Source organism: Devosia sp. Root635 (genome assembly GCF_001427605.1).
In the GTDB taxonomy this organism is placed as follows: domain Bacteria; phylum Pseudomonadota; class Alphaproteobacteria; order Rhizobiales; family Devosiaceae; genus Devosia.
This window is the reverse complement of record NZ_LMGZ01000024.1, coordinates 21,204-43,660: the sequence shown is the minus strand read 5'-3', so window position 1 is coordinate 43,660 and position 22,457 is coordinate 21,204. Positions and strand designations below refer to the sequence as shown.

Genomic DNA, 22,457 nt, shown 5'->3' with positions numbered 1-22,457 from the left:
CCCCTGCTAGTGTCCGGCCGTCGAGGTGACGTAATCGAGCCGGGCCACCTCGTAGCCCCCGCGGGCATCGAGTTGGGCCCGCAGCGCGTCGCCGACGCACGCTGTCTCAGCAAGTGGCCCCTCCACATAGCGACTGCCGAAGTCGGCCGGCCAGCCCAACAGTGGCCGATAGCGGATATCGACCGAGGTTTCGCCGGGAACGAAGTCCTGCTCCCATTCGTACACCGCCTGATAGGCCCACAGCGGCCCCAGAAAGCCGCCCTGCTCTTCCTGCACGAGCCCCGCTGCAACCATTTCGGCAATGGTCGCCGCATCGAGCGTGGCCACCAGCGCTTCCCAGCTTCCCGCCTGCGGCAGCAGCGGCAGTCCGGCTGCAAGCACGGCGGCAGTGACGTCTTGCTCGCCCAGCCAGGCATATTCATGCAGCTTGGGGATCAACGGACGATCATCCACCGCAACGCCGAAGCCGAGATAGTTGCGGGCATCGCCGCCGCTGCCATCGACCGGCCCCACCGCGTCGGGTGAATCGGGTGCGCTCCGCACCCGCGGCAGCGGGAAGCCTATGGTGACGGTCTGCGTCTCGCTCGCGTCCGAATGAAACTGGTAGTGAACCCGCACCTCGCCCGGGCCAAGCCACAAATCCTCTCGCGCGATTGAAATATCGGCGTTGTCCTTGAATTCCACACCGCCGGCGGGAAAGCTTGCCGTGGCGCCATTGGCCAGTGCCGGCATGCAGCCGGCCAGCCCGATCAGCGCCGTCAGCAGATAAAGCAATGACCGCATCGATCCGTCCTCCCCTGGGCATTGTTGCCGATCGGGAGGACGATAGGAAGCAACTTATCTTCTACTTGCCGCTGCGCTTGATCGTCTTGATTGCCAGCGGCGGCAGGCCGGACTTTTCCGAAATGGCGCGGTCCTGTTCCTCGATGGCAGCCTTCGCGGGCTCGTCGCCGTCGAGGCCACCGAGCAAGCTCGCATCCACCTTGCGGTTGGAGCGTTGGCTGCCATCTTCGTAGATTATGTCGAACATCACGAATTCGCTGCGTGCTGTTGGTTTCTTGGCCATGGGTATTCTCCTGTGCGGCAGCCCGGCCCGCAGGACGCGTGGTCCGCGAGATCGGGCGAGTGCCAAAATCGGGTTGGAGGGCTAGCGGAAGATGCCGTCGCCCTGCTCGTCGATGATCTGCCGCCCCTTGGCAAGTGCCAGGGCAACAAGGTCGTCGCGTGAACTCATGCGGTCGGCGCGAATGAACCGGTAGGTCTTGAGCTCACCACCGACATCCTTCTCGATCGTGCCGGCCAGTTGCAGCTCGCTGCCGGCCTTCATCTCGATGGCCTTGATGAGGAAGCCCTTGTAGCTTTCCTCGCCCAACGCCTTGTCGCCTTCCGGCTCGGCGGCCGACGAACCACCACCGAACAAATTCTTCCAGAACGACATGGCCCGATCTCCTAGTTTTGTCCCGATCCACGCAGGCGGCGGAGCGGCAACGGCAATTGCAGTTCGCCGCGTTTTTCCATTTCCTCGCGCAGCCAGCCCGGCGAGATGTCGAAGTGGTTCGGCCAGGTCGGCACGCCGTTCTTCAATTCGACCGTGCCAAAGAACCGCCGATCCCGCAACGGTTCCGTGCCCTCGCCCCGCTCCCCGATCATCGGTGCGGCATCGAACGTGCCGGACGAGCCATCGGAAAATGTCACCACCAGCTTGAACGGCACGACGGCGCGAATGGCGGTAAGCTTGAGGCGGGGCCGTCTATCTAAGCTCATCGTCGGGGATGTCCGCCAATTTGGCCAGATGCCGCAGCAAACCCGCCTTGAGTGGTGTGTTGCCATGAATAGGCAACGATATTCGGACCGGACTTCCCGGCAACCCATAAATGTGGTGGCTACCGTTGACCCGTAGAAGTGTCCAGCCACGACGCTCGATCATGCGCGAAAACTCGCGGCCGGAGACCGACCTCATACGGCAATGTCCAACTCACGTTCAAAGCCGCCATCGATGCTTTCCGGATCGACCGCAAGGCAACCGACGATGGCCTCGCGGATATTGTCATCCAGTTCTTCCAGCGTTTCGCCCTGGCTGACGCAACCCGGAATGGCGGGCACTTCTGCCCAGAACCCGCCCTCCTCGGCTTCGTGGACAATGATCTTGATCTTCATCGCACGCTCCTCTGCCGCTCCTAGTTATCCAGGAAGCTCCGCAGCTTCCGTGACCGGCTCGGATGCTTGAGCTTGCGCAGGGCCTTGGCCTCGATCTGGCGGATGCGCTCGCGGGTCACCGAGAACTGCTGGCCGACTTCCTCGAGCGTATGATCGGTATTCATGCCGATGCCGAAGCGCATGCGCAGCACGCGCTCCTCGCGCGGCGTCAGCGAGGCCAGCACGCGGGTCGTAGTCTCGCGCAGATTGGACTGGATCGCGGCATCGATCGGCTGGATCGCATTCACGTCCTGGATGAAATCGCCCAGGTTGGAATCTTCCTCGTCGCCGATCGGCGTTTCGAGGCTGATCGGCTCCTTGGCGATCTTGAGCACCTTGCGGACCTTGTCCAAAGGCATCTGCAGCTTCTCGCTGAGTTCCTCGGGGGTCGGCTCGCGGCCGATTTCGTGCAGCATCTGCCGGCTGGTGCGGACGATCTTGTTGATCGTCTCGATCATGTGCACCGGAATGCGGATGGTGCGGGCCTGATCGGCGATCGAGCGGGTGATGGCCTGGCGAATCCACCAGGTCGCATAGGTCGAGAATTTGTAGCCACGGCGATATTCGAACTTATCGACAGCCTTCATCAGGCCGATATTGCCTTCCTGGATCAGGTCGAGGAACTGCAACCCGCGATTGGTGTATTTCTTGGCGATGGAAATCACGAGGCGCAGATTGGCCTCGACCATTTCCTTCTTGGCGATGGCGGCTTCGCGCTCGCCCTTCTGCACCTTGTGCACGATGCGGCGGTACTCGGCGATGTTGAGGCCGGTTTCGCTGGCCAGCGTCGCCACGTCACCCCGGATTTCGCGGATGGTATCGGCTTCGCGGCGGGCAAATTCCGCCCAGCCCTTGCCGTCGAAATCGGCAAGCCCGGCTTCCCAGGCCGGGTTCACTTCCTGGCCATAGTAGCTTTCGAGGAACTTCTCGCGCTTGACGCCGTAGCTCTCGGCCAGGCGCAGCAGGCGCCCTTCCAGCTTCACCAGGCGCTTGTTGATGTCATAGAGCTGCTCGACCAGGCTTTCGATACGACTGGCATTGAGCGACAGCGACTTGACGTCGGCAATGACTTCGCCACGCAGCACATCGAGCTTCTTGGTATCGGCATCGGACACCGAAGCCGAACGGTCCTCGGCGTGGCGATCCTGCATTTCGCGCATCTGCCCATAGGCATTGGCGATGCGATCAAAGGTTTCCACAACCTGCGGCTTGAGCTCGGCTTCCATCGCCGACAGCGACAAGGCGTTTTCGAATTCGTCGTCGTCATCGTCAGGCGCTGGATCCTGCGGAGCCTGCGGCTCTTCAGGAACATAGTCGTCATCCTCGTCGCCCGATGCGCGGCGCGGCGCGGGAGCAGCCTTCGGCTTCTCGACAACCGCTTCCATTTTGGGGGCCGCATTCAGGCTCACCATGTCCGGGGCCGGAGCGGCCTGCTTGGCGTCGGGGCCGGCATAGGTCGCTTCGAGGTCGATAATGTCGCGCAGCAGAATCTCGCCCTGCGCCAGCTGTTCGCGCCAGATGATGATGGCCTGGAAAGTCAGCGGCGATTCGCAGAGGCCCTCGATCATGGTCTCGCGACCGGCCTCGATACGCTTGGCGATGGCGATTTCGCCCTCGCGGCTCAGCAGTTCCACCGAGCCCATTTCGCGCAGATACATGCGCACCGGATCGTCGGTACGGTCGGACCCGGCCTTGGTATTGGACGTGGTCGAGACCGCGGTGCTGCTGGTCTGGGCCACTTCCTGGCCCTGGTCTTCCTCGTCCTTTTCGACTTCGGTCTCTTCGACCTCGTCTTCATCGACGACATTGATGCCCATGTCCGAGAACATCGACATGAAATCTTCGATCTGCTCGGACGACACTTCGTCCGACGGCATCACCGCGTTGAGCTCTTCATAGGTCACATAGCCACGCTTCTTGGCGACCTTGATGAGCTTTTTTACCGCGGCGTCGGAAAGGTCGAGCAGCGGGGAATCATTCGTCGCCTCGGGGGCGCCGGTTTCCGGCTTCTCGGTATCCTTGGTGGTCTTGGGTGCTGCCTTGGTGGCCATCTGGTACTCCGTCGGAACCCGTGATCGCACGAGTCCGGGTAAGGCTTAAGTGGTGACACCTCAAGGCAAGGTAAAGGTTTGGTCACCGAGGCGTTAACGCCCGGGCTCCGACCATGGTTCGCCTCGGATGACCTCACATATCGCCATATGCAAAATCGCGCGTACCCGCGGGCTTTTTCGGGTCACCCCTAAAAGCTGCGTGTCGCGCGTCCCGATAACGAACCAAATCCTTCGATCAATGCCTCTGTGCCATCGACAGTGGTAATCTGGTTCTTGATGTCCCGCAGCCTTTCAAAGGTTTCTTCGCTCGGGTCTTCGCCCAGCGCCGCTTCGGCTGCCTTGAGTTCCCTATTTAGCTGAACTTTCTTGTTATGCAAGGCCAGCGCGTGACTCAATCCGGTCTCGGCATCGACTAGGGCAATCTCCGAGGCCGTCTGCCACACGCCCTGGCGCGCCAGCACATCGCTCATCTTGTCCAGTGCCGGCCCGTGCCCCCGAACGCCCAGCGCCGCCTTGAGGTCATCGGCCGAGATGTCGTGGTGGCGCACCACCAGGCTGAGGATTTCGCTCATCACCTTTTGCGCGGTCGGCGTTTCGAAGTCGAGCGCAGCCAGCGCCTCGAACTTGTCCTCGACCAGCGCCGGATGGTTGACGAGGGTCAGGATGATCGCGGCCTCGCGCGGCGTCGCTTCGACCACCGAGCCCGGCTTGAGCAGCCGCGAATTGCGCAACGTGTCCGATACGACCAACCGCGGCGTGCCGCCCCTTGGATAGCCATAGGCGCCGCTCTGGCCATAGCGCTGCTGGCCGCCCCGCGGCTCGAAGCGGTTCTGCCGCACCGGCGCAAAGAAGGCGCGCAGTTTCTCGTCAAACGCCTGCGCGTAGTGGAACCGCACCGAACCGTCCTGGATGCCATTGGCCCTTTCGCGCAGCCGCGCCTGCAAGGCTGCGCGGGCTTCCGGCGTTTCCGGCACCAGCCCGCCCGTCTCCATGCTCCAGATCACGTCTGACAGCGAGCGCGCCCGATCCAGCACATCGGCGAAGGCACCCCGGCCCTGTGCCTTGATCAGGTCATCGGGATCCTGCCCCTCCGGCAGCGTGGCGATCCGCACGGTAAAGCCGGGTTTGAGATGGGGCATGACCAGGTCCGCCGCCCGCTCCGCTGCCTTGAGGCCCGCCTTGTCGCCATCAAAACACAGCACCGGGTCCGGGGTCATCTGCCACAGCATCTGCAGATGTTCCTCGGTCAGCGCCGTACCCAGCGGCGCCACCGTGCCCTCGAATCCCGCCGTCACCGCGGCGATCACGTCGAGATAGCCTTCCACGACGACGACGGTGCTGCCCTCGCGCGCCGCCTGCCGTGCGGTCTGCCCATTATAGAGCGTCCGCCGCTTGCTGAAGAGTTCGGTCTCGGGCGAGTTGAGGTATTTCGCCGGCACATCCGCCGACAGGGCCCGCCCGCCAAAGGCGATGACCCGCCCGCGAAAATCCATGATCGGGAACATCACGCGGTTGCGAAACCGGTCATAGGTCAGCGGATCGCCTTCGCGGCTGGTCACCAGCCCGGTATCCACCATGTCCTGCGCCGAGACGCCATTGGCCGCCAGATGCTCCTTGAGCCCGTTGCGGCTGTCCGGGGCGAAGCCGATGCGGAACCGCGTCTGGCTCTGGGCCGACACGCCGCGCTCGAGCAAATAGCCGCGCGCCCGCGCCCCGATATTGTGGCTCAGTGCCGCCTCGAAATATTTCGTCGCCAGTTCCATGACGTCGATCAGGCTCTTGCGCTCCGCCTCGCGCTTCTCCTGCCGCTCGTCGCGCGCCGGCATCGGCACCCCGGCCATGCCGGCGAGTTTTTCCACCGCCTCGGGAAAGCTCATCCCGGCCTTTTCGGTCAGGAAGCGAAAGTGGTCGCCGGAAACGCCGCAGCCGAAACAATGATAGATGCCGCGCCGGTCATCGGCATGAAAACTCGGGCTTTTCTCGCCATGGAACGGGCAGCACGCCCACATGTCGCCCTTGCCCGGCTGGCTCTTGCGCTTGTCCCACATGACATGCTCGCCCACCACCTGCGTAATCGGCAGGCGCTGGCGGATTTCATCAAGAAACTGATCGGAAAAGCGCATATCTGGTAACTAGGCATTCACGATGCGCAAGTCACCCCTTCCACGCATTTATCCCTGCTGTTCACAGGCTGCTCAGGCCGCCTTGCTGCGCTGATAGAGCCGCCAGGCCCAGCCGAACAGGCCGAAGGCGAAGATCACCAGCAGAACCCCGCCGAAGATAACGCCAAGCGAGGCGCTGAGCAGCGGGAAGAACAGGAAGACCAGCCCGAGCAGGATGTAGGACACGCCCGACAGCACCACTGGCCAGATGCGCGCATAATGCTCGCGCTCCCGCGTGATCACCACGATCTGCATGATGCCCACGACCAGAGCCGCGATACCCACCAAGCTCGCCATGAAGGTCACCGTGAGGATCGTCGCCAGCAACGGGCTGATCAGGATCAGGATGCCCAGGATCAGCGACAGCGCGTTCGCCACCACGTCGAACCAGTAATTGCCGCTCTTGCCGCCGCCAAAGGTCAGGCTCCACAAGCCCAGCACCCCGTCGATCACCAGCAGGATGCCGCCGGCCAGCACCAGCACGGTCAGCGCCTCACCGGGCCAGATGATGGCATAGAGCCCCGCCAGCAGCATCAATGCACCACGCAAAGCAGTTGCCAGAGCAAACCGCCGCTTCGTCTCAGCCGAAACCGTCATCCTCGCCTCCATGCGGACTCACCGCCTTGTCCCGGCAACAGTTTAGTGCAGCCAGCGGCGGTGCCAAGCCGCAGAGCAGAAGCAGCCGAATGAATCCGCCAAATGCTTGTCGAAACTAACGATTTGGTGACCAAGTCCGGTCTCTATGGCCACGCACCAATTCTTCTTTCTGTATGCCGCACCATATTGGCGGACAGCAAGAGCGCGCGGAACACTTCGATGATCGACAACGCCACATTGATGATAGCGATCGCGTTCTCGAGCGGCGCGCTGATGCTGACATTGGTGTTGAGCTGGCTGAACGCCCGCCGCGACGGCTATCTCATCTCCTGGGCCGCCGGCATGGCCTTCGTCGTCATCGCCCTGGCCGCGCTGGGGTTGCGCAATGGCCGTTACGACCTCTGGGTGCAGCTTGGACCATTCGTGGCGCTGATCTCGGGCATGGCGCTCATCCATGTCGGCACCCGCCAGTTCCGCATCGGCAGAGTGCGCCCATTGCCCCTGGCCCTGCTCTGGGTGGCGACCATGCTGGCAACCGGCCTGCCCTTCCTCTTCGGCCTCTCCGGCATCGGCACGATTGCGCTCAATCTCTCCTGCGCCGCCTACATGATCCTTGCGGGATATCAGTATTGGGCCGGTCGCGCCGAGGCGCCTCTGCCGCTGGTTTCGGGGGCATTCCTGTTCGTGCTGACCGGCGTGTCGTTCCTCGCCTGCGCCGTGCTGCTGGCGATGGACGGCCGCGTGGTGCTGACCATGCCGCCGAACAACTGGGCCGAGCAATTCAACTCCATCATGGCCATTGTCGGCCTGACCGGCATCGGCGCCCTGTCGCTGACGCTCAGCCAGTCCCGCGCCACGAGGCGCCATCGGCTGGAGGCCCAGACCGACTCGCTGACTGGCCTCCTCAACCGCCGCGCCTTGTTCGACCGTTTCGGCAAAGCCGAACTGCCTGTCGGCACCGCCGTCCTGATGTTCGACATCGACCATTTCAAGCAGATCAACGACCGCCAGGGCCACGCCGCCGGCGACGCCGTGATCCAGCATTTTGCCCTGGTCCTGCGGCGGAACCTGCAGGAAGATGATAGCATCGCCCGCATCGGCGGGGAGGAGTTCTGCGCGGTGCTGCAGCCCATGGCCGTGGACCGCGCAAAGGCCATCGCCGAGCGCATCCGCACCGATTTCGAACAGGCCACCATACGGCTGGTTTCCGAAAGTGTCCGCGCCACCGTCAGCGTCGGCGTCGCTACCGGCGGCGTCGACGAGTCCTTCTCATCGATCCTCCACCGCGCCGATGCCGCGCTCTACAGAGCCAAGGACACCGGCCGCAACCGCGTTACCTCGGCCCCGCTGCGCCTCATCGCCTAGCCGGCCAGCGCCGCCCGCACCTTGCCGCTCGCCTTGCCGAAGTCGATCCGGCCCGGATAGTCGAGCTTGAGCTGGGCGATCACCTTGCCCATGTCCTTGGCGCCTTCGGCCCCGGTCGCCACGATCGCCGCCTTGATGGCCGCCTCGACCTCGTCTTCGGTCAGCCCCTTGGGCAGGAACTCGTTGAGAATGTCGATCTCTTCCTTTTCCACCGTGGCCAGGTCGGCGCGGCCGGCCTGCGCATAGATGGCGAAGCTCTCCTCGCGCTGCTTGACCATCTTCTGCACGATGGCGAGGATTTCCTCGTTGGTCGCCGGCCCGCGATTCTCGGTACGGATGGCGATATCCTTGTCCTTTATCGCGGCGGTAATGGCCCGGAGCGTCGCCGTGCGGCGCTGATCGCGGGCCTTGAGCGCCGTCTTGAGGCCTTCGCTGAACTGTTCGCGCATGGGGTTATCGTCCTCTTGGCTTTCGTTTTGTTGGCCCCATATAGGCATAATAAGGCAGCCACGCCACTTGCGCTGCCGCTTCCGGGCTTCTAATACGAGGCCTCAACCGACATATCCTGACCCCTGGAGGCCCACCGTGACCGGCTGGCAGCAATCCCCCGCGACCGCCCTTCTGATCCTTGCAGACGGTACGCGCCTGGAAGGCCGCGGCATCGGCGCAGTCGGCCATGCGGCCGGCGAGGTCTGCTTCAACACCGCCATGACCGGCTATCAGGAAGTTCTCACCGACCCGTCCTATGCCGGCCAGATCGTCACCTTCACCTTCCCCCATATCGGCAATGTCGGCACCAATGACGAGGATATCGAGACGGTCAATATGGCCGCCCTGTCCGGTGTCCGGGGCGTCGTGCTCAAGGCCGATATCACCAACCCGTCCAATTACCGTGCCGCCGAGAAGCTCGATGCCTGGCTCAAGAAGCGCAACATCGTCGGCATTGCCGGCATCGACACCCGCGCCCTGACCGCGCAGATCCGCGAGCACGGCATGCCCAATGGCGTGATCGCGCACGAGCCGACCGGCATGTTCGACGAAGGCTCGATCATGGCCGAACTCAAGGCCTTCCCGGGCCTGGAAGGGCTCGACCTCGCCAAGGAAGTCACCACCGCCCAGACCTATCACTGGGACCAGACCGGCTGGCAGTGGGACAAGGGCTATGGCAAGCTCGACAAGCCCGATTTCCATATCGTCGCCATCGACTACGGCGCCAAGCGCAATATCCTGCGGTGCCTCGCCGACCAGGGCGCCAAGGTCACCGTGGTTCCCGCCACGGCCACGGCCGCCGATGTGCTGTCGCATAATCCCGACGGCATCTTCCTCTCCAACGGGCCCGGCGACCCGGCGGCGACCGGCAAATATGCCGTGCCGACCATCCAGAAGCTGATGGAAACCGGCAAGCCGGTCTTCGGCATCTGCCTGGGCCATCAGCTGCTGGGCCTGGCGCTGGGTGGCACGACCTCCAAGATGCACCAGGGCCACCACGGCGCCAATCACCCGGTCAAGGACCTGACCACCGGCAAGGTGGAAATCACCTCGATGAATCACGGTTTTGCCGTGGACAAGGCCAGCCTGCCTGCCGGCGTCACCGAGACCCATATCTCGCTGTTCGATCAGTCCAATGCCGGCCTCAGCGTCGATGGCAAGCCGATCTTCTCGGTGCAATACCACCCCGAAGCCAGCCCCGGCCCGCGCGACAGCCACTACCTGTTCACCCGCTTCCTCAACCATGTCCGCAAGCAGAAGGGCATCGAACAGCGGCCGGAATATACGGCGCCAGCGGCCTGACTCATTTTCACCTCCCTTCGGGGGAGGTGAAGGGCCTCAAACATTCCCCGAGAACGTATCGCAATCACCCGGATTGCCCGACGTATAGCCGCGCTCGAACCAGGTCTTGCGTTGCGCCGAGGTGCCGTGATTGAAGGTCTTGGGCACGGCGAAGCCCTGCATGCGCTTCTGCAGCGTATCGTCGCCGATCTGCTCGGCGGCGTTCAGCGCTTCCTCGATATCGCCATTGTCGAGCAGGTCTTCCTGCCCGGCATAATTGGCCCAGACGCCCGCATAGCAATCGGCCTGCAGCTCGACCCGCACCGAATAGGCATTGGCCTGTTCCTGGCTCATGCTAGCCCGGCGCTGGTTGAATTCAGGCAGCACGCCGGTAATGTTCTGGATGTGGTGGCCCACTTCATGGGCCAGCACATAAGCCTGGGCGAAATCGCCGGGCGCGCCGAATTGTTCACGAAGCTGGTCATAGAAGGCGAGGTCGATATAGACCTTCTGGTCGCCCGGACAGTAGAACGGTCCCGTGCTCGAATCGGCGGCGCCGCAGGCCGTGTTCACCGCATTGGAGAACAGCACCACGGTCGGCTCGGGGTAGTCCTGATCCGAGGCCTGGAACACTTCGGTCCAGAGATCCTCGGTTTCCTTGACCACCACGCCGACGAAATCGCGCAGCTCGGCCTGCTCGCCGCTAGTGGGAAGCTGACTCGATGAGCTTGCCGAAGGGCTGCTGCTGCCCGAACCACCGCTTATGATATCGATCGGGTTGGTGCCGGTAACGACCCAGATGATGCCCAGCACCACCACAATGCCGATGAGGCTGCCAAGGCCGCCGCGAGATCCACCACCCGACGGGATACGAATGCCACCGCCACCCCGGCCAAACGGGCTGCCACCCAGGCCGCCCAGCCCGCCGCCGGTCTGGCCGCGCCGATCCTCGATGTTGGAACTCTGCTCGCGCCCGCGCCACTTCATGGTGATCGTCTCCGATGGATATCCCAGCCTAGCAATAAGCCGGGCCGATGCAATCAGTTCCCGACAGGCAAGCTGAAGCGCCGCCTGTGATGCGCTTGGCGGCGTCTGCGTTCGGGCCGCCGCACATCAGGAATGATGTGTCATCCAACTGTCATAAATTGACCACCCGGTCAAAATTCCATAGCTTCATGCCGCCGCCGTCATTCCACCGTCACCTATCGGCGGCAAGAGCATGCGCGCCTTGGGCGCGTCACGCCGGGCCAGGAGCCCAATGTCCGGGAGCGCGGCGCCCCCGGACCTGTTCAGCGACTGAACACTTCAGGGAGACACAGATGAATTTCCTGCCAAAGATTTCTCGACGGACTTTCCTCGCGGGCTCCGCGAGCGTGGGGGCCATGGCCGCCATGCACCCCTTTGCCGCGCTGGCCCAGGCCAACCAGGCGCATCTGCGCATCATGGAAACGACCGACCTGCATGTCGCCGTATTCCCTTATGATTATTATGCCGACGCCCCCAATGAGACCATGGGTCTGGCGCGCACCGCCTCGATCATCGAATCCATCCGCGCCGAGGCCGGCAATTCGATGTTGATCGACAATGGCGACATCATCCAGGGCAACCCGATGGGCGACTACATCGCCTATGAGAAGGGGCTGGAGGACAATATCCACCCGATCATCGCGGCCATGAATACGCTGGGCTACGAGGCCGCGACCTTGGGCAACCACGAATTCAACTATGGCCTGGACTATCTCGATACGGCCCTGTCGGGCGCCACCTTCCCCTTCGTTTCGGCCAACCTGGTGCGCGGCGAACTGGCCGCCGATCCGCTGAGCGACGAAACCTATATCCAGCCCTACCTGATCGTCGAAAAGGAGCTGACCGATGGTTCGGGCGCCAGCAAGACGATTCGGATCGGCCTTATCGGCTTCCTGCCGCCGCAGATCATGACCTGGGACGCAACCCACCTGACCGGCAAGGTCAATACCCGCGACATCGTCGAGACCGCCAAAGCTTACGTGCCGAAGATGAAGGAAGAAGGCGCCGAACTGATCATTGCGCTCTCCCATTCCGGCATTGCCGCCGACCAGGGAGCGGGTGCCGAAAATGCCTCGCTGCAACTGGCTGCTGTCGAGGGTATCGATGTGGTTCTGACCGGCCACCAGCATCTGGTTTTCCCCGGCCCCGACTATGAAGGCGTCGAAGGCGCCGACACCGAAGCCGGCACGTTGAGTGGCAAGCCTGCGGTGATGGCCGGCTTCTGGGGTTCGCATATGGGCCTGATCGACCTGTTGCTGGAGCAGGACGCCGATGGCAAGTGGACCGTCGTATCGCACACGTCGGAAGCCCGCCCGATCTTCGAGCGCATTGATGGCAAGGTGACACCCACTGTCGAAAACGAGGCCGAAGTGGTGGAAGCCGCCCAGGCCGACCATGACGAAACGCTGGAATATGTGCGCCGTGCCGTGGGCGAAACCTCGGCTCCCCTCCACTCCTATTTCGCGCTCGTGGCCGACGATCCCTCGGTGCAGATCGTGAGCCAGGCGCAGACCTGGTATATCGAGCAGATGATGAAGGGCACCGAATGGGAGGCTCTGCCGATCCTCTCTGCGGCGGCCCCGTTCAAGGCCGGCGGCCGTGGTGGGCCGGACTATTATACCGACGTGCCGGTGGGCCCGGTCGCCATCAAGAATGTCGCCGACCTCTACCTCTATCCCAACACCATCCAGGCCCTGGTCGTGTCAGGCGCCGAGGTCAAGGACTGGCTGGAGCGTTCGGCCGGCATCTTCAACCAGGTGGAAAAGGGCGCGCAGGATGCGCCGCTGATCAACCTGGACTTCCCGTCCTACAATTTCGACGTCATCGACGGGGTCACCTACAAGATCGACCTCACCCAGCCGTCGAAATATTCCAGCGACGGCAAGGAAGTGACCAACCCCGACGCCAACCGCATCGTCGACCTGATGTATGACGGCAAGCCGGTCGACCCGACGGCCAAATTCGTCATCGCCTCCAACAATTACCGCGCCGGCGGCGGCGGTTCGTTCCCCGGAACGGGCGCCGACCACATCATCTTCAAGGGTCCCGACACCAATCGCGACCTCATCGTGCGGTTCATTGTCGAGAACGGCACCATCAACCCCTCGGCCGACAGCAACTGGTCGCTGGCTCCGATCGGCGACACCACGGTCATCTTCGCCACCGGCCCCCAGGCGGCCGAGCATGTGGCCGATGTGACCGCCGTCTCGATCGAAGCCACCGGCGAAACCGACGCCGACGGCTTCGGCCTCTATCGCATCGCGCTCTGACACTGTCGGGCGGGGAGCCTTCGCTGCCTCCCCGCCCGCCGCGCCTTAACCCGCGGTTAACCATAAGCGCCACCGATCCGGGCCACCCGTAACCATGGGCACGTTCCGCTCGAATGGACCTGCAATCCAGGAGTTGGGTCCATGGCAATCAGTTCCGACTATCCCCGTCCGGTCACCGTCAATGGCTATGTCTGTCACAATTGCGACGACGTCTCCAAGGCCAAGCGCAACCTCGATCCGTCGCCGCCCGACGCCGCAGCGAGCGATGCCGTATCGTTTGGGGGTACCCTGGGTGAGCGTCGGGCGCCAGGGGCGTTCGTGACGCCGTCGGTCGCCCCGCTGCTTGATCGCTACGCCTGAAGCTGGTCGTTACGAGAACTTTAACGCTGCCGGTTCATGGGCGGGAAAGGCGGTCGGCATAGGCTCTGCCGGTTTTCGCCGGAGCGACGCCATGACCATCCCTGCCCTCGCCATTGCCGGCCTGGCCAAGAGTTTCGATCGGCCGGTGGTGGCCGATTTCGACCTGACCATCAGGGCCGGCGAGTTCTATGCCCTGCTCGGCCCCAATGGCGCCGGCAAGACCACGATTTTGCGCATGGTGGCGGGACTGTTGCAGCCCGATGCGGGCAGCATCTCCATCTTTGGCGTCGATGCGCGGCGCGACCCCGTTGCCGCCAAACGCGTCACCGCCTGGGTATCGGATGAACCCATGGTCTATGACCGGCTGACGCCGCTGGAATATCTCGAATTCGTCGCCGGGCTCTGGCAGATCGATGCACGGACCGCTGAAGCCAAGGCCAACGAACTGATCGACTGGCTGGGCCTCGGGCCCCATGCCAACGAGCTGTGCGGCGGCTTTTCCAAGGGCATGCTGCAGAAGGTAGCACTCGCGGGAGCCCTGGTGCATGAACCGCAGCTCATCATCCTCGATGAACCATTGACCGGGCTCGATGCCGGCTCGGCTCGTCAGGTCAAGGATGTGCTGCTGGGCAAGGTGCGCGAGGGCGTCACCGTCATCATGACCACCCATATCCTTGAAGTGGCCGAACGCATGGCCGAACGCATCGGCGTCATCAACCAGGGCAAACTGATCGCCGAGGGCACGCTGGCCGAATTGCGCACCCGCATCGGCAAGGAATCCAGCCTCGAGGATATCTTCCTCGACCTGGTGGCAGACGCCGCATGAGCGCTGCGCCTGCCTCGCTGGCCTGGTTCGCCCGCCACGAGCTGACCCTGGCCTGGCGTGAATTCACCGCCATGATGACTGCCGGGCGGCGTGCCCGCGGCATCGGGCTGGCGATTTTCCTCGTCGTGGTGGCGGCGCTGTTGCACCTGATGGCCTTCGGCCTTGTCGCGCCCTGGGTCTCTCATGGCATCGTGCCCGACAAGGCGACGCTGGTGCTGCTCAGCGGCAGCGGATTGCTGTTCTGGACGGTGATGCTGTCGCAGGCGCTGGAATCGGTGACGCGGGTCTACTATGCCCGTTCCGATCTCGACCTCATCCTCTCCTCGCCCGCCTCGTCGCGGCGGCTCTTCGCCATCCGCACCGGCGCGGTGGCCCTGTCGACCATGGCGCTGACCGGCCTGCTGGCCAGTCCGCTGGTCAACATGCTGGCCATTGTCGATGGGCCGCAATGGCTCGCCGCCTATGGCGTCGTGGTGGCGCTCGGGGCCCTGTCCACCGCCATTGCACTGGCCATCACCATTGCCCTGTTCCGTCTTGTCGGACCCAAGCGAACCAGGCTGATCGCGCAGATCGTGGCGGGCATTGTCGGCGCCGGCTTCGTCATCGGCATCCAGGCGGCGGCTATCCTGCACTACGGCAACATGAACCGCTTCGCCCTGTTCCAGTCGGCCGATATCGTGGCCGCCGCGCCCGATATCGGCAGCCTGCTCTGGCTGCCGGCCCGCGCCGCCATGGGCGACGGCATGGCTTCGGCGATCATGCTCGCCATCGGGCTCGGCGCGCTGGCCCTGGCCATCGGCGTTTCCGCGTCGAGCTATGGACGGCTGGCCATTTCGGCGGCAGGGCTCAACCACGTTTCCAGCCAGCGCCGGCCATCGCCCCGCGCCTTCCGTGCCGCCTCGCAGCGCCAGGTGCTGCGGCTCAAGGAGTGGCGGTTGCTGCAGCGCGACCCCTGGCTGCTGTCGCAGACACTGATGCAGATGCTCTACCTGGCGCCGCCGGCTCTGCTGCTGTGGATGAATTTCGGCCACGATGCCGGGGCGTTCGTGGTGGTGGTGCCCGTGCTGGTCATGGCGTCTGGCCAGCTTGCCGGCGGTCTCGCCTGGCTGGCCATTTCGGGCGAGGACGCGCATGACCTGGTGGTCACGGCGCCGGTTTCGCCGCGCATTGTGCTCATCGCCAAGATCGAGGCCGTGCTTGTTGTCATCGCCGCCGTGCTGGCGCCGCTGCTGGCCCTGATGGCGATCTCCTCGCCGCGCATGGCGCTGGTCACCGCCATCTGCGCCGCACTCTCGGCCGGATCGGCGACGGCCATCCAGCTCTGGTTTCGCGTCGTCGCCAAGCGCTCGATGTTCCGTCGCCGCCAGGTGGCCTCGCGCGCCGCCACGCTGAGCGAGGCCTTCGCCTCGATCATGTGGGCCGGCACCGGGGCCCTGCTGGCGGCCGGGTCGTGGCTGGCCATGGGACCGGCCGTGGTTGCGATACTGGTGGTCGGGCTGGCCCGGCTGATCAGCCCGCGCCGCCGCTAGCCCAGCCGGGCCATGCTCGGTTCCGGCTGGCGCAAAGCGGCCGACAGGCCGATGCCGAGCAGCGACAATGCGGGGAACAAAGCGCCGACCCAGCCGAGATCGCTGGGCGTACCATATTGCAGCACCAATCCCGCAATCAGCGAGCCGCCGGCAATGCCGAGATAGAGCGCCGAAGCATTGAGCGACAGCACCAGCGGCGCATTGCCCGGCGAAAGGCTCAGCAGGTAGCTCGACTGGGCCGGCGGAAAGGCCCAGCCGGTGGCGCCCCACAGGATGATCAGGGCGAAGAAGACCGGCGCCACGAGGCCGGCCGGCAGATGCGCCGCCAGCGAGATGGCGACCAGCATGAGGCCATTGAGCACGATGGCGCCGACAACGGTGGCGCGGGCGCCGATCCGGTCGGCCAACTGCCCGCCGGCGGCATTGCCAAAGGCGGCGCCGACGCCGAAGGCCAGCAGCACCGCCGGCACCAGTTCGCGTGGCAGGCCGATGGAGCCGGTGGTGACCACGGCCAGGTAGATGATGACGGTAAAGGCGCCAGCCAGGTTGAGCAGTGTCGTCAGCAGCGCGCCGGGCACACCCGGCAGCCCCACTGCCGCGATGCGCTGGCGCAGCGTCAGCGACGAGCCGCGCAGGCCAGACGGCAGCATGATCCAGATCGAGGCCGCAGCGATGACGCCGAAGCCGGCGACCATGAAATAGCTGCCGCGCCAGCTCACCAGCCCCGCCACCAACGCCCCCAGCGGCGCGCCGAAGGCCACCGCCATGGTGGTGCCGCCAACAATGACGGAGATGGCGCGGGCGCGATGATCGACCGAGGAGATGGCAACACCCGTCGCCTGTGCGGTCGCGGTATAGAGACCGGCCGAGAAGGCCATCAGGATGCGGGCGGCCATGAGGTCGGCATAGCCTTGCGAGAAGCCGGCCCAGACAGCACCGGCGGCGAATATCAGGGCAGTGATGGTGAGAATGCGCCGGCGGTCGGCCGTGCCGGTGAGGGCGGCGAGGACCGGCGAACCGAAAGCATTGGCGAGCGCGAAGGCGATGACAAGATAGCCGGCCTGCGTGAGCGTGACGCCGGTCGAGTCGGCAATCTGTGGCAGCAGGCTCGAAATGGCGAAGCTTTCGACGCCGATGGCGAACGTGCCCACCGCCAGCCAGAGGAGACGGATATCCATGGAATGATCCTTGTTCAAAATTCATTGAACAATTGAACCTCGCACGCTTATGTGTCAATGCTCTAGTCCAACACTTATTGAACTAAGCGACGAAAACCGCTAAATAGCAGCCATGTCCCTGCCGCATCCCGACGCTGACCAGATCACCCTCCCCGCCGTACTCGCTGCTTTGGGCGACGATACGAGGCTGGCCATCATCGGCTGCCTGGCCCGCAGCGACGCGATCACCGGCCTGGTCTGCGGCCAGCTCTGTGGCCTGACCTCCAAGACCAACCTCACCTATCACGTGGCCAAGCTGCGCGAGGCTGGCGTCATCAATGTGCGGCCCGAGGGCACCAGGCGCCGCGTTACCCTGCGCCGTGAGGATCTGGACAACCGCTTTCCCGGCTTCCTCGACACGGTGATTGCCAGCGCCATCGATCTGCCACTGGTTGACATTACCCTCCGGCAATTGCACGAGGCCGTGCAGGACTGAGCCGGAGCGAAACCATGGCCGAACTGAGCTTTCGTGATGCGGTGCCCGCCGATATTGCCGTCATCGTCGGTCTCAGCCATGCCGGCGACGCCCGCGGCACGGACACGCCGCCGCTCGATCCGGCCACGCTGGCGGACCCGCGCTATCGCGCTGCCTTCGACGCGATTGCCGCCGACCCCAGCCACCGCCTCGTCGTGGCCGAGCGCGGTGGCGAGATCGTCGGCACGCTCCAGATCAGCTTCATCCCCGGCATGCCCAATTTCGGCATGAAGCGGGGCCTGCTGGAAAACGTCCACATCCGCGCCGACCAGCGCGGCAGCGGGCTGGGTACCCAGATGGTGGCCTGGGCGATCGAGCGCTGCCGCGAGGCCGGCTGCGGGCTGGTGCAACTGACATCCAACAAGCTCCGTCTCGATGCCCACCGCTTCTACGAGAGGCTGGGCTTCACCAAGAGCCACGAAGGCTTCAAGCTGCGGCTGTAATAGCTTCCCGCAGACTGTTATTGTGATTTTGCCTGGCGGCATGGCCCGTTCCGCCGCCGATTGTTCTATTCGCCCCGGAGGCGAGCATGGCCGACACCAATATCAAAAGCCGCACCGAAACCGTGCTGAAGCCGGCCAAACCCCCGCTGCACAAGGTTATCCTGCTCAACGACGACTTCACCCCGCGCGAATTCGTGGTGCGGCTGCTCAAGGCCGAGTTCCGCGTGCCCGAGGCGCAGGCCGGCATCATCATGCTCACGGCGCATACCAAGGGCGCCTGCGTCGTGGCGGTCTTCACCAGGGAGGTGGCCGAGGAAAAGGCCACACGCGCGACCGATTTCGCCCGCCAGCACGGTTATCCCCTGCTGTTCAGCACCGAACCGGAAGAGTAGGGCTCAGGCCGTGCCGAAGCGCAGCTTCGACCGCTCCCTGTGCTTGGCGGCCTCGACCTCGCGATCCTTGGGCGGCGCATTGGTTTCCATCGACTTGAGCAGCTTGCGCACCACCTTTTCGATGTCTTCCACCGCCTCGTGGAAGGCGGCTTCGTTGACCTTGGACGGGGCGCTGTAGCCGGAAATCTTGCGCACGAACTGCAGGGCCGCATCGTGCATCTCGTTGCGTGTGGCGGGCGGCTCGAAATTGAACAATGGCTTGATGTTGCGGCACATATTGCAGTCTCCTCCGGGGATAAACGCTACACCCAACCAATGTTTCCCGCCAACCACCTTGCCCATTGCCGGATGGCCAAAACCAGTTAGCATCCCCCTCCCGATGCCAACGGACTGTTGGCATCGAGACGTCCCAAACGTGTATCCGGTGCTCGAAAATGGCCTATGGCGTACATGCCTATGCGGATGACCCGCGCAATGCGGATATCCTGATCGCAGTCAACGACACGCTGAAGCCGCGCAAGGAGGCGACGGTATCAGTTTTCGATTCCGGCTTCGTGCTGGGCGACGGCGTGTGGGAGGGCTTGCGGCTGCATAGAGGCGGCATCCCCTTCCTGTGGGCGCATTTGGAGCGCCTCTATGAAGGCGCCAAGACGCTGGATTTTTCCGTCGGCCTCACGCCGGACGCACTGGTCAAGCGCATCTTCGATTGCCTTTCCGCCAATGGCATGACGGACGGCGTTCATATCCGCCTGATGGTGACGCGCGGCATCAAGGCTACGCCCTATCAGGACCCGCGCGCGACGATTGGGGACGCGACCGTGGTCATCATCCCCGAATACAAGACGCCCTCGGACAAGCCCGACGGCATCAGCCTCTTCACCTCGACCATCCGTCGCACCGCGCCCGATATGCAGGACCAGAAGCTGAATTCGCATTCCAAGCTCAACTGCATCCAGGCCTGCATCCAGGCGGCCAAGGCGGGGGCGGACGAAGCGCTGATGCTCGACCCGCAGGGCTTTGTCGCCACCTGCAATTCCACCCATTTCTTCATCGTGCGGCGCGGTGAGCTGTGGACGTCCACAGGCGACTACTGCCTGGGCGGCATTACCCGCGGCAACATCATCCGTGTGGCGGAATCGGCCGGCATCACCGTGCGGCAGAAGAATTTCTCGCTGACCGACGTCTATGGCGCCGACGAGGCCTTCGTGACCGGCACCTTTGCCGGCCTGACCGCGGTGCGCGAGGTGGATGGCCGCCGCATGGGCCATCCGCTGACCGGGCCGGGGCCGATACCGGGCGAGATGACGCTGCGGCTGCAAACGCTCTATCGCGAGCTGATCGAACGGGAGACCTACCGGCCATGACGCGCCGCATCGCCATGTGGTCGGGGCCGCGCAACCTGTCGACGGCCATGATGCGCGCCTTCTCCTCGCGGCCCGATTGCGCCGTCAGTGACGAGCCCTTCTATGCCGCCTATCTGGCGGCGACAGGCATTGTCCATCCGATGAACGCCGACGTGCTGGCGAGCCAGCCGACGGACCCGCAGCAGGTCGCCGCCGACATGCTCGGGCCGGTGCCCGGAGGCAAATCGATCTGGTACCAGAAGCATATGGCCCACCACATGGTGGACGGCTTTCCACTCGACTGGATGGATGGGGTGACCAATGTGTTCCTGCTGCGCCGGCCGGAACGGGTGCTCGCCTCCTATGCGCAGAAACGCGAGGATGTGAACCTGCGCGATATCGGTTTCGCCGAACAGGCCGCTTTGTTCGACCGCGTGGCGGACCGGCTGGGCAAGGCGCCGCCGGTGGTGGATTCCGAAGATGTGCGGCGCGATCCGCGCGGGACGCTGTCGGCGCTGTGCGCGGCAATCGGGCTGGATTTCGACGCGGCGATGCTGCGCTGGCCGAAAGGGCAGCATCCGGACGATGGCGTGTGGGCGCCGCATTGGTATGGGGCGATTTTCGACAGCACCGGCTTTGCGCCGCCGGATGAGAAGGTGGTGGAATTGCCGGGGCATTTGCAACGCATCGCCGATGAGGCGCAGTTGTTTTATGAGCGGATGGCGGCGTTCAAAGCGTAAGCCGGTGCGTGTGGCCCACCCCCACCCTTGATCCCTCCCCACAAGGGGGAGGGAGACGATGAACACGGGCCGCTGAGCTTGCGCCTCCCTCCCCTCGATGGGGAGGGATTGAGGGTGGGGTGACGGGAGCCCCGATGTTCGGAGGTCACTTCCCCGCGCCCCCAAAACCCTCTACCTCTCCCCCATGGAAACCCCATTCGAAATCTACCTCGTCGCCACGCCCGGCCTCGAAGCGCCGCTTTGCGATGAGGCCCGCGCGGCCGGGTTTGCTGCCAGCGTGACCGAGGGCGGCGTGGCCTTCATGGGCACCTGGCCCGATGTGTGGCGGGCCAATCTCACCCTGCGCGGAGCGACGCGCGTGCTGGCGCGGGTGGCGAGCTTCCGCGCCATGCACCTGGCGCAGCTGGACAAGCGCGCCCGCAAGGTGGAATGGGCCAGCCTGCTGCGACCGGACGTGCCGGTGACGATGGAGGCCAGTTGCAAGCGCTCGCGCATCTATCATGCCGGCGCGGCCAGCCAGCGCGTGGCCAGGGCCATTGCCGAGACGCTGGGCGCGCCCATTGCCGAGGATGCGGCGGCGGTTCGCGTCATGGTGCGGATCGAGGATGATCTCGTCACCATCAGCCTCGATACGACGGGGGAGTCGCTGCACAAGCGCGGCTTCAAGGCGGGCGTGGCCAAGGCGCCGATGCGCGAAACCATGGCCGCGATGTTCCTCCGCCAATGCGGCTATGACGGCAGCCAGACCGTGCTCGACCCGATGTGCGGCTCGGGCACATTCGTCATCGAAGCCGCCGAAATCGCGCTGGGGCTGATGCCCGGCCGCGCGCGGAGTTTCGCCTTCGAACACTTGCCCGGTTTCGACCGCAAGGCGTGGGACGCCATGCGCGCCCCTGCCCCACTACGCGAAACCGCTTTGCGCTTTTACGGCTCCGACCGCGACCCCGGCGCGATCCGCATGGCGCGGGAGAATGCCGAACGGGCCGGCGTGACGTCGGTGGTGCAATTCGAACAGCACAGCGTCGAAACCCTGTCGCCCCCGGACGGCCCGCCCGGAATCATCATCATCAACCCGCCCTACGGCACCCGCATCGGCAACAAGGCGCCGCTGCTCGGGCTGTATCGCACCATGGGCAACGTGATCCGCGCGAAGTTTGCGGGATGGCGCGTGGGGATTGTCACGGCGGATAAGGAGCTTGCCAGGGCAACGGGGTTGAGGCTGGAACTGGTAGAGCCCACGGTGTTGCATGGGGGGCTGCGGGTGGGGCTGTGGAAGCCATAAATCTATCCCCGTGCCTTCCGACTGGACGAAAATGATCTCCCTACACGTGACGAGATCATGAAGCATGATACCCAAATATAATGAGCTACTAGAGGCAAAGAGCACCATACTCGACCTCAAAATGCAGGTTATTGCTGCCCAGATACAGTCCATACTGCGCAAATATCGCCCGGATCAGCCCAGGGTGCCTGCCGGACACCCCACAGGTGGTCGATGGACGGATGACATTTCTGCCGATGATCGTATCGATGTCGCCGGCAAATATGATCCTGCTCGAGCCGAAATATGCGACGCGCAGCTCCTGCTCGACGAGGAGCTTTGTAGAATGGCCAAGAGCGCTCTGTGCTGGTCGCTCTCGATGGACAGCATGCTGCCTGTATGAAGAACAATTTCATTCCGAAGTTGCGATTTTG

At 64.1% G+C, this 22,457-nt stretch carries 26 protein-coding genes; 13 read left to right on the top strand and 13 right to left on the bottom strand.

The window, feature by feature from the left end; genetic code table 11:
* Positions 1–6: 6 nt before the first annotated feature.
* The 9 genes from ASD80_RS17850 to ASD80_RS17815 form a co-directional block, all read right to left on the bottom strand.
* Positions 7–783 carry a DUF4424 family protein gene (locus tag ASD80_RS17850; RefSeq protein WP_056236019.1) on the bottom strand — a complete coding sequence of 259 codons (777 nt, stop codon included), beginning with the start codon at positions 781–783 and terminating at the stop codon, positions 7–9.
* Positions 784–844: 61 nt separating this feature from the next.
* The gene (locus ASD80_RS17845; RefSeq protein WP_056236016.1) at positions 845–1,066 is read right to left on the bottom strand and encodes a hypothetical protein; all 222 of its coding nucleotides are present in this window, start codon (positions 1,064–1,066) and stop codon (positions 845–847) included.
* Between the two features lie 81 nt (positions 1,067–1,147).
* The gene (locus ASD80_RS17840) at positions 1,148–1,438 is read right to left on the bottom strand and encodes an HlyU family transcriptional regulator (RefSeq protein ID WP_056236014.1); all 291 of its coding nucleotides are present in this window, start codon (positions 1,436–1,438) and stop codon (positions 1,148–1,150) included.
* A gap of 11 nt (positions 1,439–1,449) precedes the next feature.
* Positions 1,450–1,764, bottom strand: coding sequence for a DUF2442 domain-containing protein (locus ASD80_RS17835; protein WP_056236011.1), 315 nt, complete (start codon positions 1,762–1,764; stop codon positions 1,450–1,452).
* Positions 1,751–1,960: a type II toxin-antitoxin system HicA family toxin gene (locus tag ASD80_RS18655; protein ID WP_082555416.1), complete on the bottom strand. Its 210-nt coding sequence runs from the start codon at positions 1,958–1,960 to the stop codon at positions 1,751–1,753. Before ASD80_RS18655 ends, ASD80_RS17835 begins: the two co-directional genes overlap by 14 nt.
* Positions 1,957–2,157, bottom strand: a complete 201-nt coding sequence (locus ASD80_RS17830; RefSeq protein WP_056236009.1) for a type II toxin-antitoxin system HicB family antitoxin — start codon at positions 2,155–2,157, stop codon at positions 1,957–1,959. The genes ASD80_RS18655 and ASD80_RS17830 overlap by 4 nt, the downstream gene beginning before the upstream one ends.
* 20 nt (positions 2,158–2,177) lie before the next feature.
* Positions 2,178–4,247: an RNA polymerase sigma factor RpoD gene (gene rpoD, locus ASD80_RS17825; protein ID WP_056236007.1), complete on the bottom strand. Its 2,070-nt coding sequence runs from the start codon at positions 4,245–4,247 to the stop codon at positions 2,178–2,180.
* A gap of 188 nt (positions 4,248–4,435) precedes the next feature.
* On the bottom strand, positions 4,436–6,370 hold the full coding sequence (gene dnaG, locus ASD80_RS17820; RefSeq protein WP_056236005.1) for a DNA primase: 1,935 nt from the start codon (positions 6,368–6,370) through the stop codon (positions 4,436–4,438).
* 72 nt (positions 6,371–6,442) lie between these two features.
* The gene (locus tag ASD80_RS17815) at positions 6,443–7,006 is read right to left on the bottom strand and encodes an HdeD family acid-resistance protein (RefSeq protein WP_162247393.1); all 564 of its coding nucleotides are present in this window, start codon (positions 7,004–7,006) and stop codon (positions 6,443–6,445) included.
* Positions 7,007–7,225: 219 nt separating this feature from the next.
* Here ASD80_RS17815 and ASD80_RS17810 point away from each other — a divergent pair, with 219 nt between their 5' ends.
* Positions 7,226–8,371, top strand: a complete 1,146-nt coding sequence (locus ASD80_RS17810; RefSeq protein WP_056236001.1) for a sensor domain-containing diguanylate cyclase — start codon at positions 7,226–7,228, stop codon at positions 8,369–8,371.
* Here the strand turns inward: ASD80_RS17810 and ASD80_RS17805 are convergent.
* The gene (locus tag ASD80_RS17805) at positions 8,368–8,820 is read right to left on the bottom strand and encodes a GatB/YqeY domain-containing protein (protein ID WP_056235998.1); all 453 of its coding nucleotides are present in this window, start codon (positions 8,818–8,820) and stop codon (positions 8,368–8,370) included. The two genes, ASD80_RS17810 and ASD80_RS17805, sit on opposite strands and share 4 nt — an antisense overlap.
* A 136-nt stretch (positions 8,821–8,956) precedes the next feature.
* On the opposite strand from ASD80_RS17805, the gene carA reads away from it, so the two are divergent.
* Positions 8,957–10,162 (top strand): glutamine-hydrolyzing carbamoyl-phosphate synthase small subunit, encoded by a 1,206-nt coding sequence (gene carA / locus ASD80_RS17800; protein ID WP_056235997.1) that lies wholly within the window; start codon positions 8,957–8,959, stop codon positions 10,160–10,162.
* Between the two features lie 36 nt (positions 10,163–10,198).
* Here carA and ASD80_RS17795 read toward each other — a convergent pair whose 3' ends face one another.
* Positions 10,199–11,128 carry a neutral zinc metallopeptidase gene (locus ASD80_RS17795; protein WP_056235994.1) on the bottom strand — a complete coding sequence of 310 codons (930 nt, stop codon included), beginning with the start codon at positions 11,126–11,128 and terminating at the stop codon, positions 10,199–10,201.
* A gap of 332 nt (positions 11,129–11,460) precedes the next feature.
* Here ASD80_RS17795 and ASD80_RS17790 point away from each other — a divergent pair, with 332 nt between their 5' ends.
* From ASD80_RS17790 to ASD80_RS17775, 4 genes are all read left to right on the top strand, one after another.
* The gene (locus ASD80_RS17790; RefSeq protein WP_056235990.1) at positions 11,461–13,437 is read left to right on the top strand and encodes a bifunctional 2',3'-cyclic-nucleotide 2'-phosphodiesterase/3'-nucleotidase; all 1,977 of its coding nucleotides are present in this window, start codon (positions 11,461–11,463) and stop codon (positions 13,435–13,437) included.
* A gap of 141 nt (positions 13,438–13,578) precedes the next feature.
* The gene (locus tag ASD80_RS17785) at positions 13,579–13,797 is read left to right on the top strand and encodes a hypothetical protein (protein ID WP_056235987.1); all 219 of its coding nucleotides are present in this window, start codon (positions 13,579–13,581) and stop codon (positions 13,795–13,797) included.
* A 91-nt stretch (positions 13,798–13,888) separates the two neighbouring features.
* Positions 13,889–14,623, top strand: coding sequence for an ABC transporter ATP-binding protein (locus ASD80_RS17780; protein ID WP_056235984.1), 735 nt, complete (start codon positions 13,889–13,891; stop codon positions 14,621–14,623).
* A complete protein-coding gene (locus ASD80_RS17775) occupies positions 14,620–16,152 on the top strand; it encodes a hypothetical protein (RefSeq protein ID WP_056235980.1) in 1,533 nt (510 codons plus the stop codon). The genes ASD80_RS17780 and ASD80_RS17775 overlap by 4 nt, the downstream gene beginning before the upstream one ends.
* Here the strand turns inward: ASD80_RS17775 and ASD80_RS17770 are convergent.
* Positions 16,149–17,330, bottom strand: a complete 1,182-nt coding sequence (locus tag ASD80_RS17770; RefSeq protein WP_056236270.1) for an MFS transporter — start codon at positions 17,328–17,330, stop codon at positions 16,149–16,151. The two genes, ASD80_RS17775 and ASD80_RS17770, sit on opposite strands and share 4 nt — an antisense overlap.
* Before the next feature lie 112 nt (positions 17,331–17,442).
* Here ASD80_RS17770 and ASD80_RS17765 point away from each other — a divergent pair, with 112 nt between their 5' ends.
* The 3 genes from ASD80_RS17765 to clpS all read left to right on the top strand — a co-directional run bounded on the left by ASD80_RS17765 (position 17,443) and on the right by clpS (position 18,679).
* Positions 17,443–17,805, top strand: a complete 363-nt coding sequence (locus tag ASD80_RS17765; RefSeq protein WP_056235977.1) for an ArsR/SmtB family transcription factor — start codon at positions 17,443–17,445, stop codon at positions 17,803–17,805.
* Between the two features lie 14 nt (positions 17,806–17,819).
* Positions 17,820–18,287, top strand: a complete 468-nt coding sequence (locus tag ASD80_RS17760; protein WP_056235974.1) for a GNAT family N-acetyltransferase — start codon at positions 17,820–17,822, stop codon at positions 18,285–18,287.
* Positions 18,288–18,373: 86 nt separating this feature from the next.
* Positions 18,374–18,679: an ATP-dependent Clp protease adapter ClpS gene (gene clpS / locus ASD80_RS17755; protein ID WP_056235972.1), complete on the top strand. Its 306-nt coding sequence runs from the start codon at positions 18,374–18,376 to the stop codon at positions 18,677–18,679.
* A 3-nt stretch (positions 18,680–18,682) separates the two neighbouring features.
* Here clpS and ASD80_RS17750 read toward each other — a convergent pair whose 3' ends face one another.
* A complete protein-coding gene (locus ASD80_RS17750; RefSeq protein WP_056235970.1) occupies positions 18,683–18,955 on the bottom strand; it encodes a DUF2277 domain-containing protein in 273 nt (90 codons plus the stop codon).
* Between the two features lie 158 nt (positions 18,956–19,113).
* On the opposite strand from ASD80_RS17750, the gene ASD80_RS17745 reads away from it, so the two are divergent.
* From ASD80_RS17745 to ASD80_RS17730, 4 genes are all read left to right on the top strand, one after another.
* A complete protein-coding gene (locus ASD80_RS17745) occupies positions 19,114–20,043 on the top strand; it encodes an aminotransferase class IV (RefSeq protein ID WP_056235968.1) in 930 nt (309 codons plus the stop codon).
* Positions 20,040–20,762 (top strand): hypothetical protein, encoded by a 723-nt coding sequence (locus ASD80_RS17740; protein ID WP_200950354.1) that lies wholly within the window; start codon positions 20,040–20,042, stop codon positions 20,760–20,762. The genes ASD80_RS17745 and ASD80_RS17740 overlap by 4 nt, the downstream gene beginning before the upstream one ends.
* A gap of 184 nt (positions 20,763–20,946) precedes the next feature.
* The gene (locus tag ASD80_RS17735) at positions 20,947–22,044 is read left to right on the top strand and encodes a THUMP domain-containing class I SAM-dependent RNA methyltransferase (protein ID WP_056235963.1); all 1,098 of its coding nucleotides are present in this window, start codon (positions 20,947–20,949) and stop codon (positions 22,042–22,044) included.
* Between the two features lie 64 nt (positions 22,045–22,108).
* A complete protein-coding gene (locus ASD80_RS17730) occupies positions 22,109–22,426 on the top strand; it encodes a hypothetical protein (protein WP_056235960.1) in 318 nt (105 codons plus the stop codon).
* The last annotated feature ends 31 nt before the right edge of the window (positions 22,427–22,457 follow it).

Bases quoted from the DNA above. Each gene is read 5' to 3' on its own strand.
- ASD80_RS17815 (WP_162247393.1), bottom strand. From the start codon at position 7,006: ATGACGGTTTCGGCTGAGACGAAGCGGCGGTTTGCTCTGGCAACTGCT.
- ASD80_RS17750 (WP_056235970.1), bottom strand. From the start codon at position 18,955: ATGTGCCGCAACATCAAGCCATTGTTCAATTTCGAGCCGCCCGCCACA.
- ASD80_RS17845 (WP_056236016.1), bottom strand. From the start codon at position 1,066: ATGGCCAAGAAACCAACAGCACGCAGCGAATTCGTGATGTTCGACATA.
- ASD80_RS17735 (WP_056235963.1), top strand. From the start codon at position 20,947: ATGGAAACCCCATTCGAAATCTACCTCGTCGCCACGCCCGGCCTCGAA.
- clpS (WP_056235972.1), top strand. From the start codon at position 18,374: ATGGCCGACACCAATATCAAAAGCCGCACCGAAACCGTGCTGAAGCCG.
- ASD80_RS17775 (WP_056235980.1), top strand. From the start codon at position 14,620: ATGAGCGCTGCGCCTGCCTCGCTGGCCTGGTTCGCCCGCCACGAGCTG.
- ASD80_RS17760 (WP_056235974.1), top strand. From the start codon at position 17,820: ATGGCCGAACTGAGCTTTCGTGATGCGGTGCCCGCCGATATTGCCGTC.
- ASD80_RS17840 (WP_056236014.1), bottom strand. From the start codon at position 1,438: ATGTCGTTCTGGAAGAATTTGTTCGGTGGTGGTTCGTCGGCCGCCGAG.
- ASD80_RS17745 (WP_056235968.1), top strand. From the start codon at position 19,114: ATGGCCTATGGCGTACATGCCTATGCGGATGACCCGCGCAATGCGGAT.
- ASD80_RS17780 (WP_056235984.1), top strand. From the start codon at position 13,889: ATGACCATCCCTGCCCTCGCCATTGCCGGCCTGGCCAAGAGTTTCGAT.
- ASD80_RS17835 (WP_056236011.1), bottom strand. From the start codon at position 1,764: ATGAGCTTAGATAGACGGCCCCGCCTCAAGCTTACCGCCATTCGCGCC.
- ASD80_RS17765 (WP_056235977.1), top strand. From the start codon at position 17,443: ATGTCCCTGCCGCATCCCGACGCTGACCAGATCACCCTCCCCGCCGTA.
- ASD80_RS17795 (WP_056235994.1), bottom strand. From the start codon at position 11,128: ATGAAGTGGCGCGGGCGCGAGCAGAGTTCCAACATCGAGGATCGGCGC.
- ASD80_RS17850 (WP_056236019.1), bottom strand. From the start codon at position 783: ATGCGGTCATTGCTTTATCTGCTGACGGCGCTGATCGGGCTGGCCGGC.
- ASD80_RS17730 (WP_056235960.1), top strand. From the start codon at position 22,109: ATGATACCCAAATATAATGAGCTACTAGAGGCAAAGAGCACCATACTC.
- ASD80_RS17790 (WP_056235990.1), top strand. From the start codon at position 11,461: ATGAATTTCCTGCCAAAGATTTCTCGACGGACTTTCCTCGCGGGCTCC.
- ASD80_RS18655 (WP_082555416.1), bottom strand. From the start codon at position 1,960: ATGAGGTCGGTCTCCGGCCGCGAGTTTTCGCGCATGATCGAGCGTCGT.
- ASD80_RS17770 (WP_056236270.1), bottom strand. From the start codon at position 17,330: ATGGATATCCGTCTCCTCTGGCTGGCGGTGGGCACGTTCGCCATCGGC.
- ASD80_RS17805 (WP_056235998.1), bottom strand. From the start codon at position 8,820: ATGCGCGAACAGTTCAGCGAAGGCCTCAAGACGGCGCTCAAGGCCCGC.
- rpoD (WP_056236007.1), bottom strand. From the start codon at position 4,247: ATGGCCACCAAGGCAGCACCCAAGACCACCAAGGATACCGAGAAGCCG.
- ASD80_RS17810 (WP_056236001.1), top strand. From the start codon at position 7,226: ATGATCGACAACGCCACATTGATGATAGCGATCGCGTTCTCGAGCGGC.
- ASD80_RS17740 (WP_200950354.1), top strand. From the start codon at position 20,040: ATGACGCGCCGCATCGCCATGTGGTCGGGGCCGCGCAACCTGTCGACG.
- ASD80_RS17830 (WP_056236009.1), bottom strand. From the start codon at position 2,157: ATGAAGATCAAGATCATTGTCCACGAAGCCGAGGAGGGCGGGTTCTGG.
- dnaG (WP_056236005.1), bottom strand. From the start codon at position 6,370: ATGCGCTTTTCCGATCAGTTTCTTGATGAAATCCGCCAGCGCCTGCCG.
- ASD80_RS17785 (WP_056235987.1), top strand. From the start codon at position 13,579: ATGGCAATCAGTTCCGACTATCCCCGTCCGGTCACCGTCAATGGCTAT.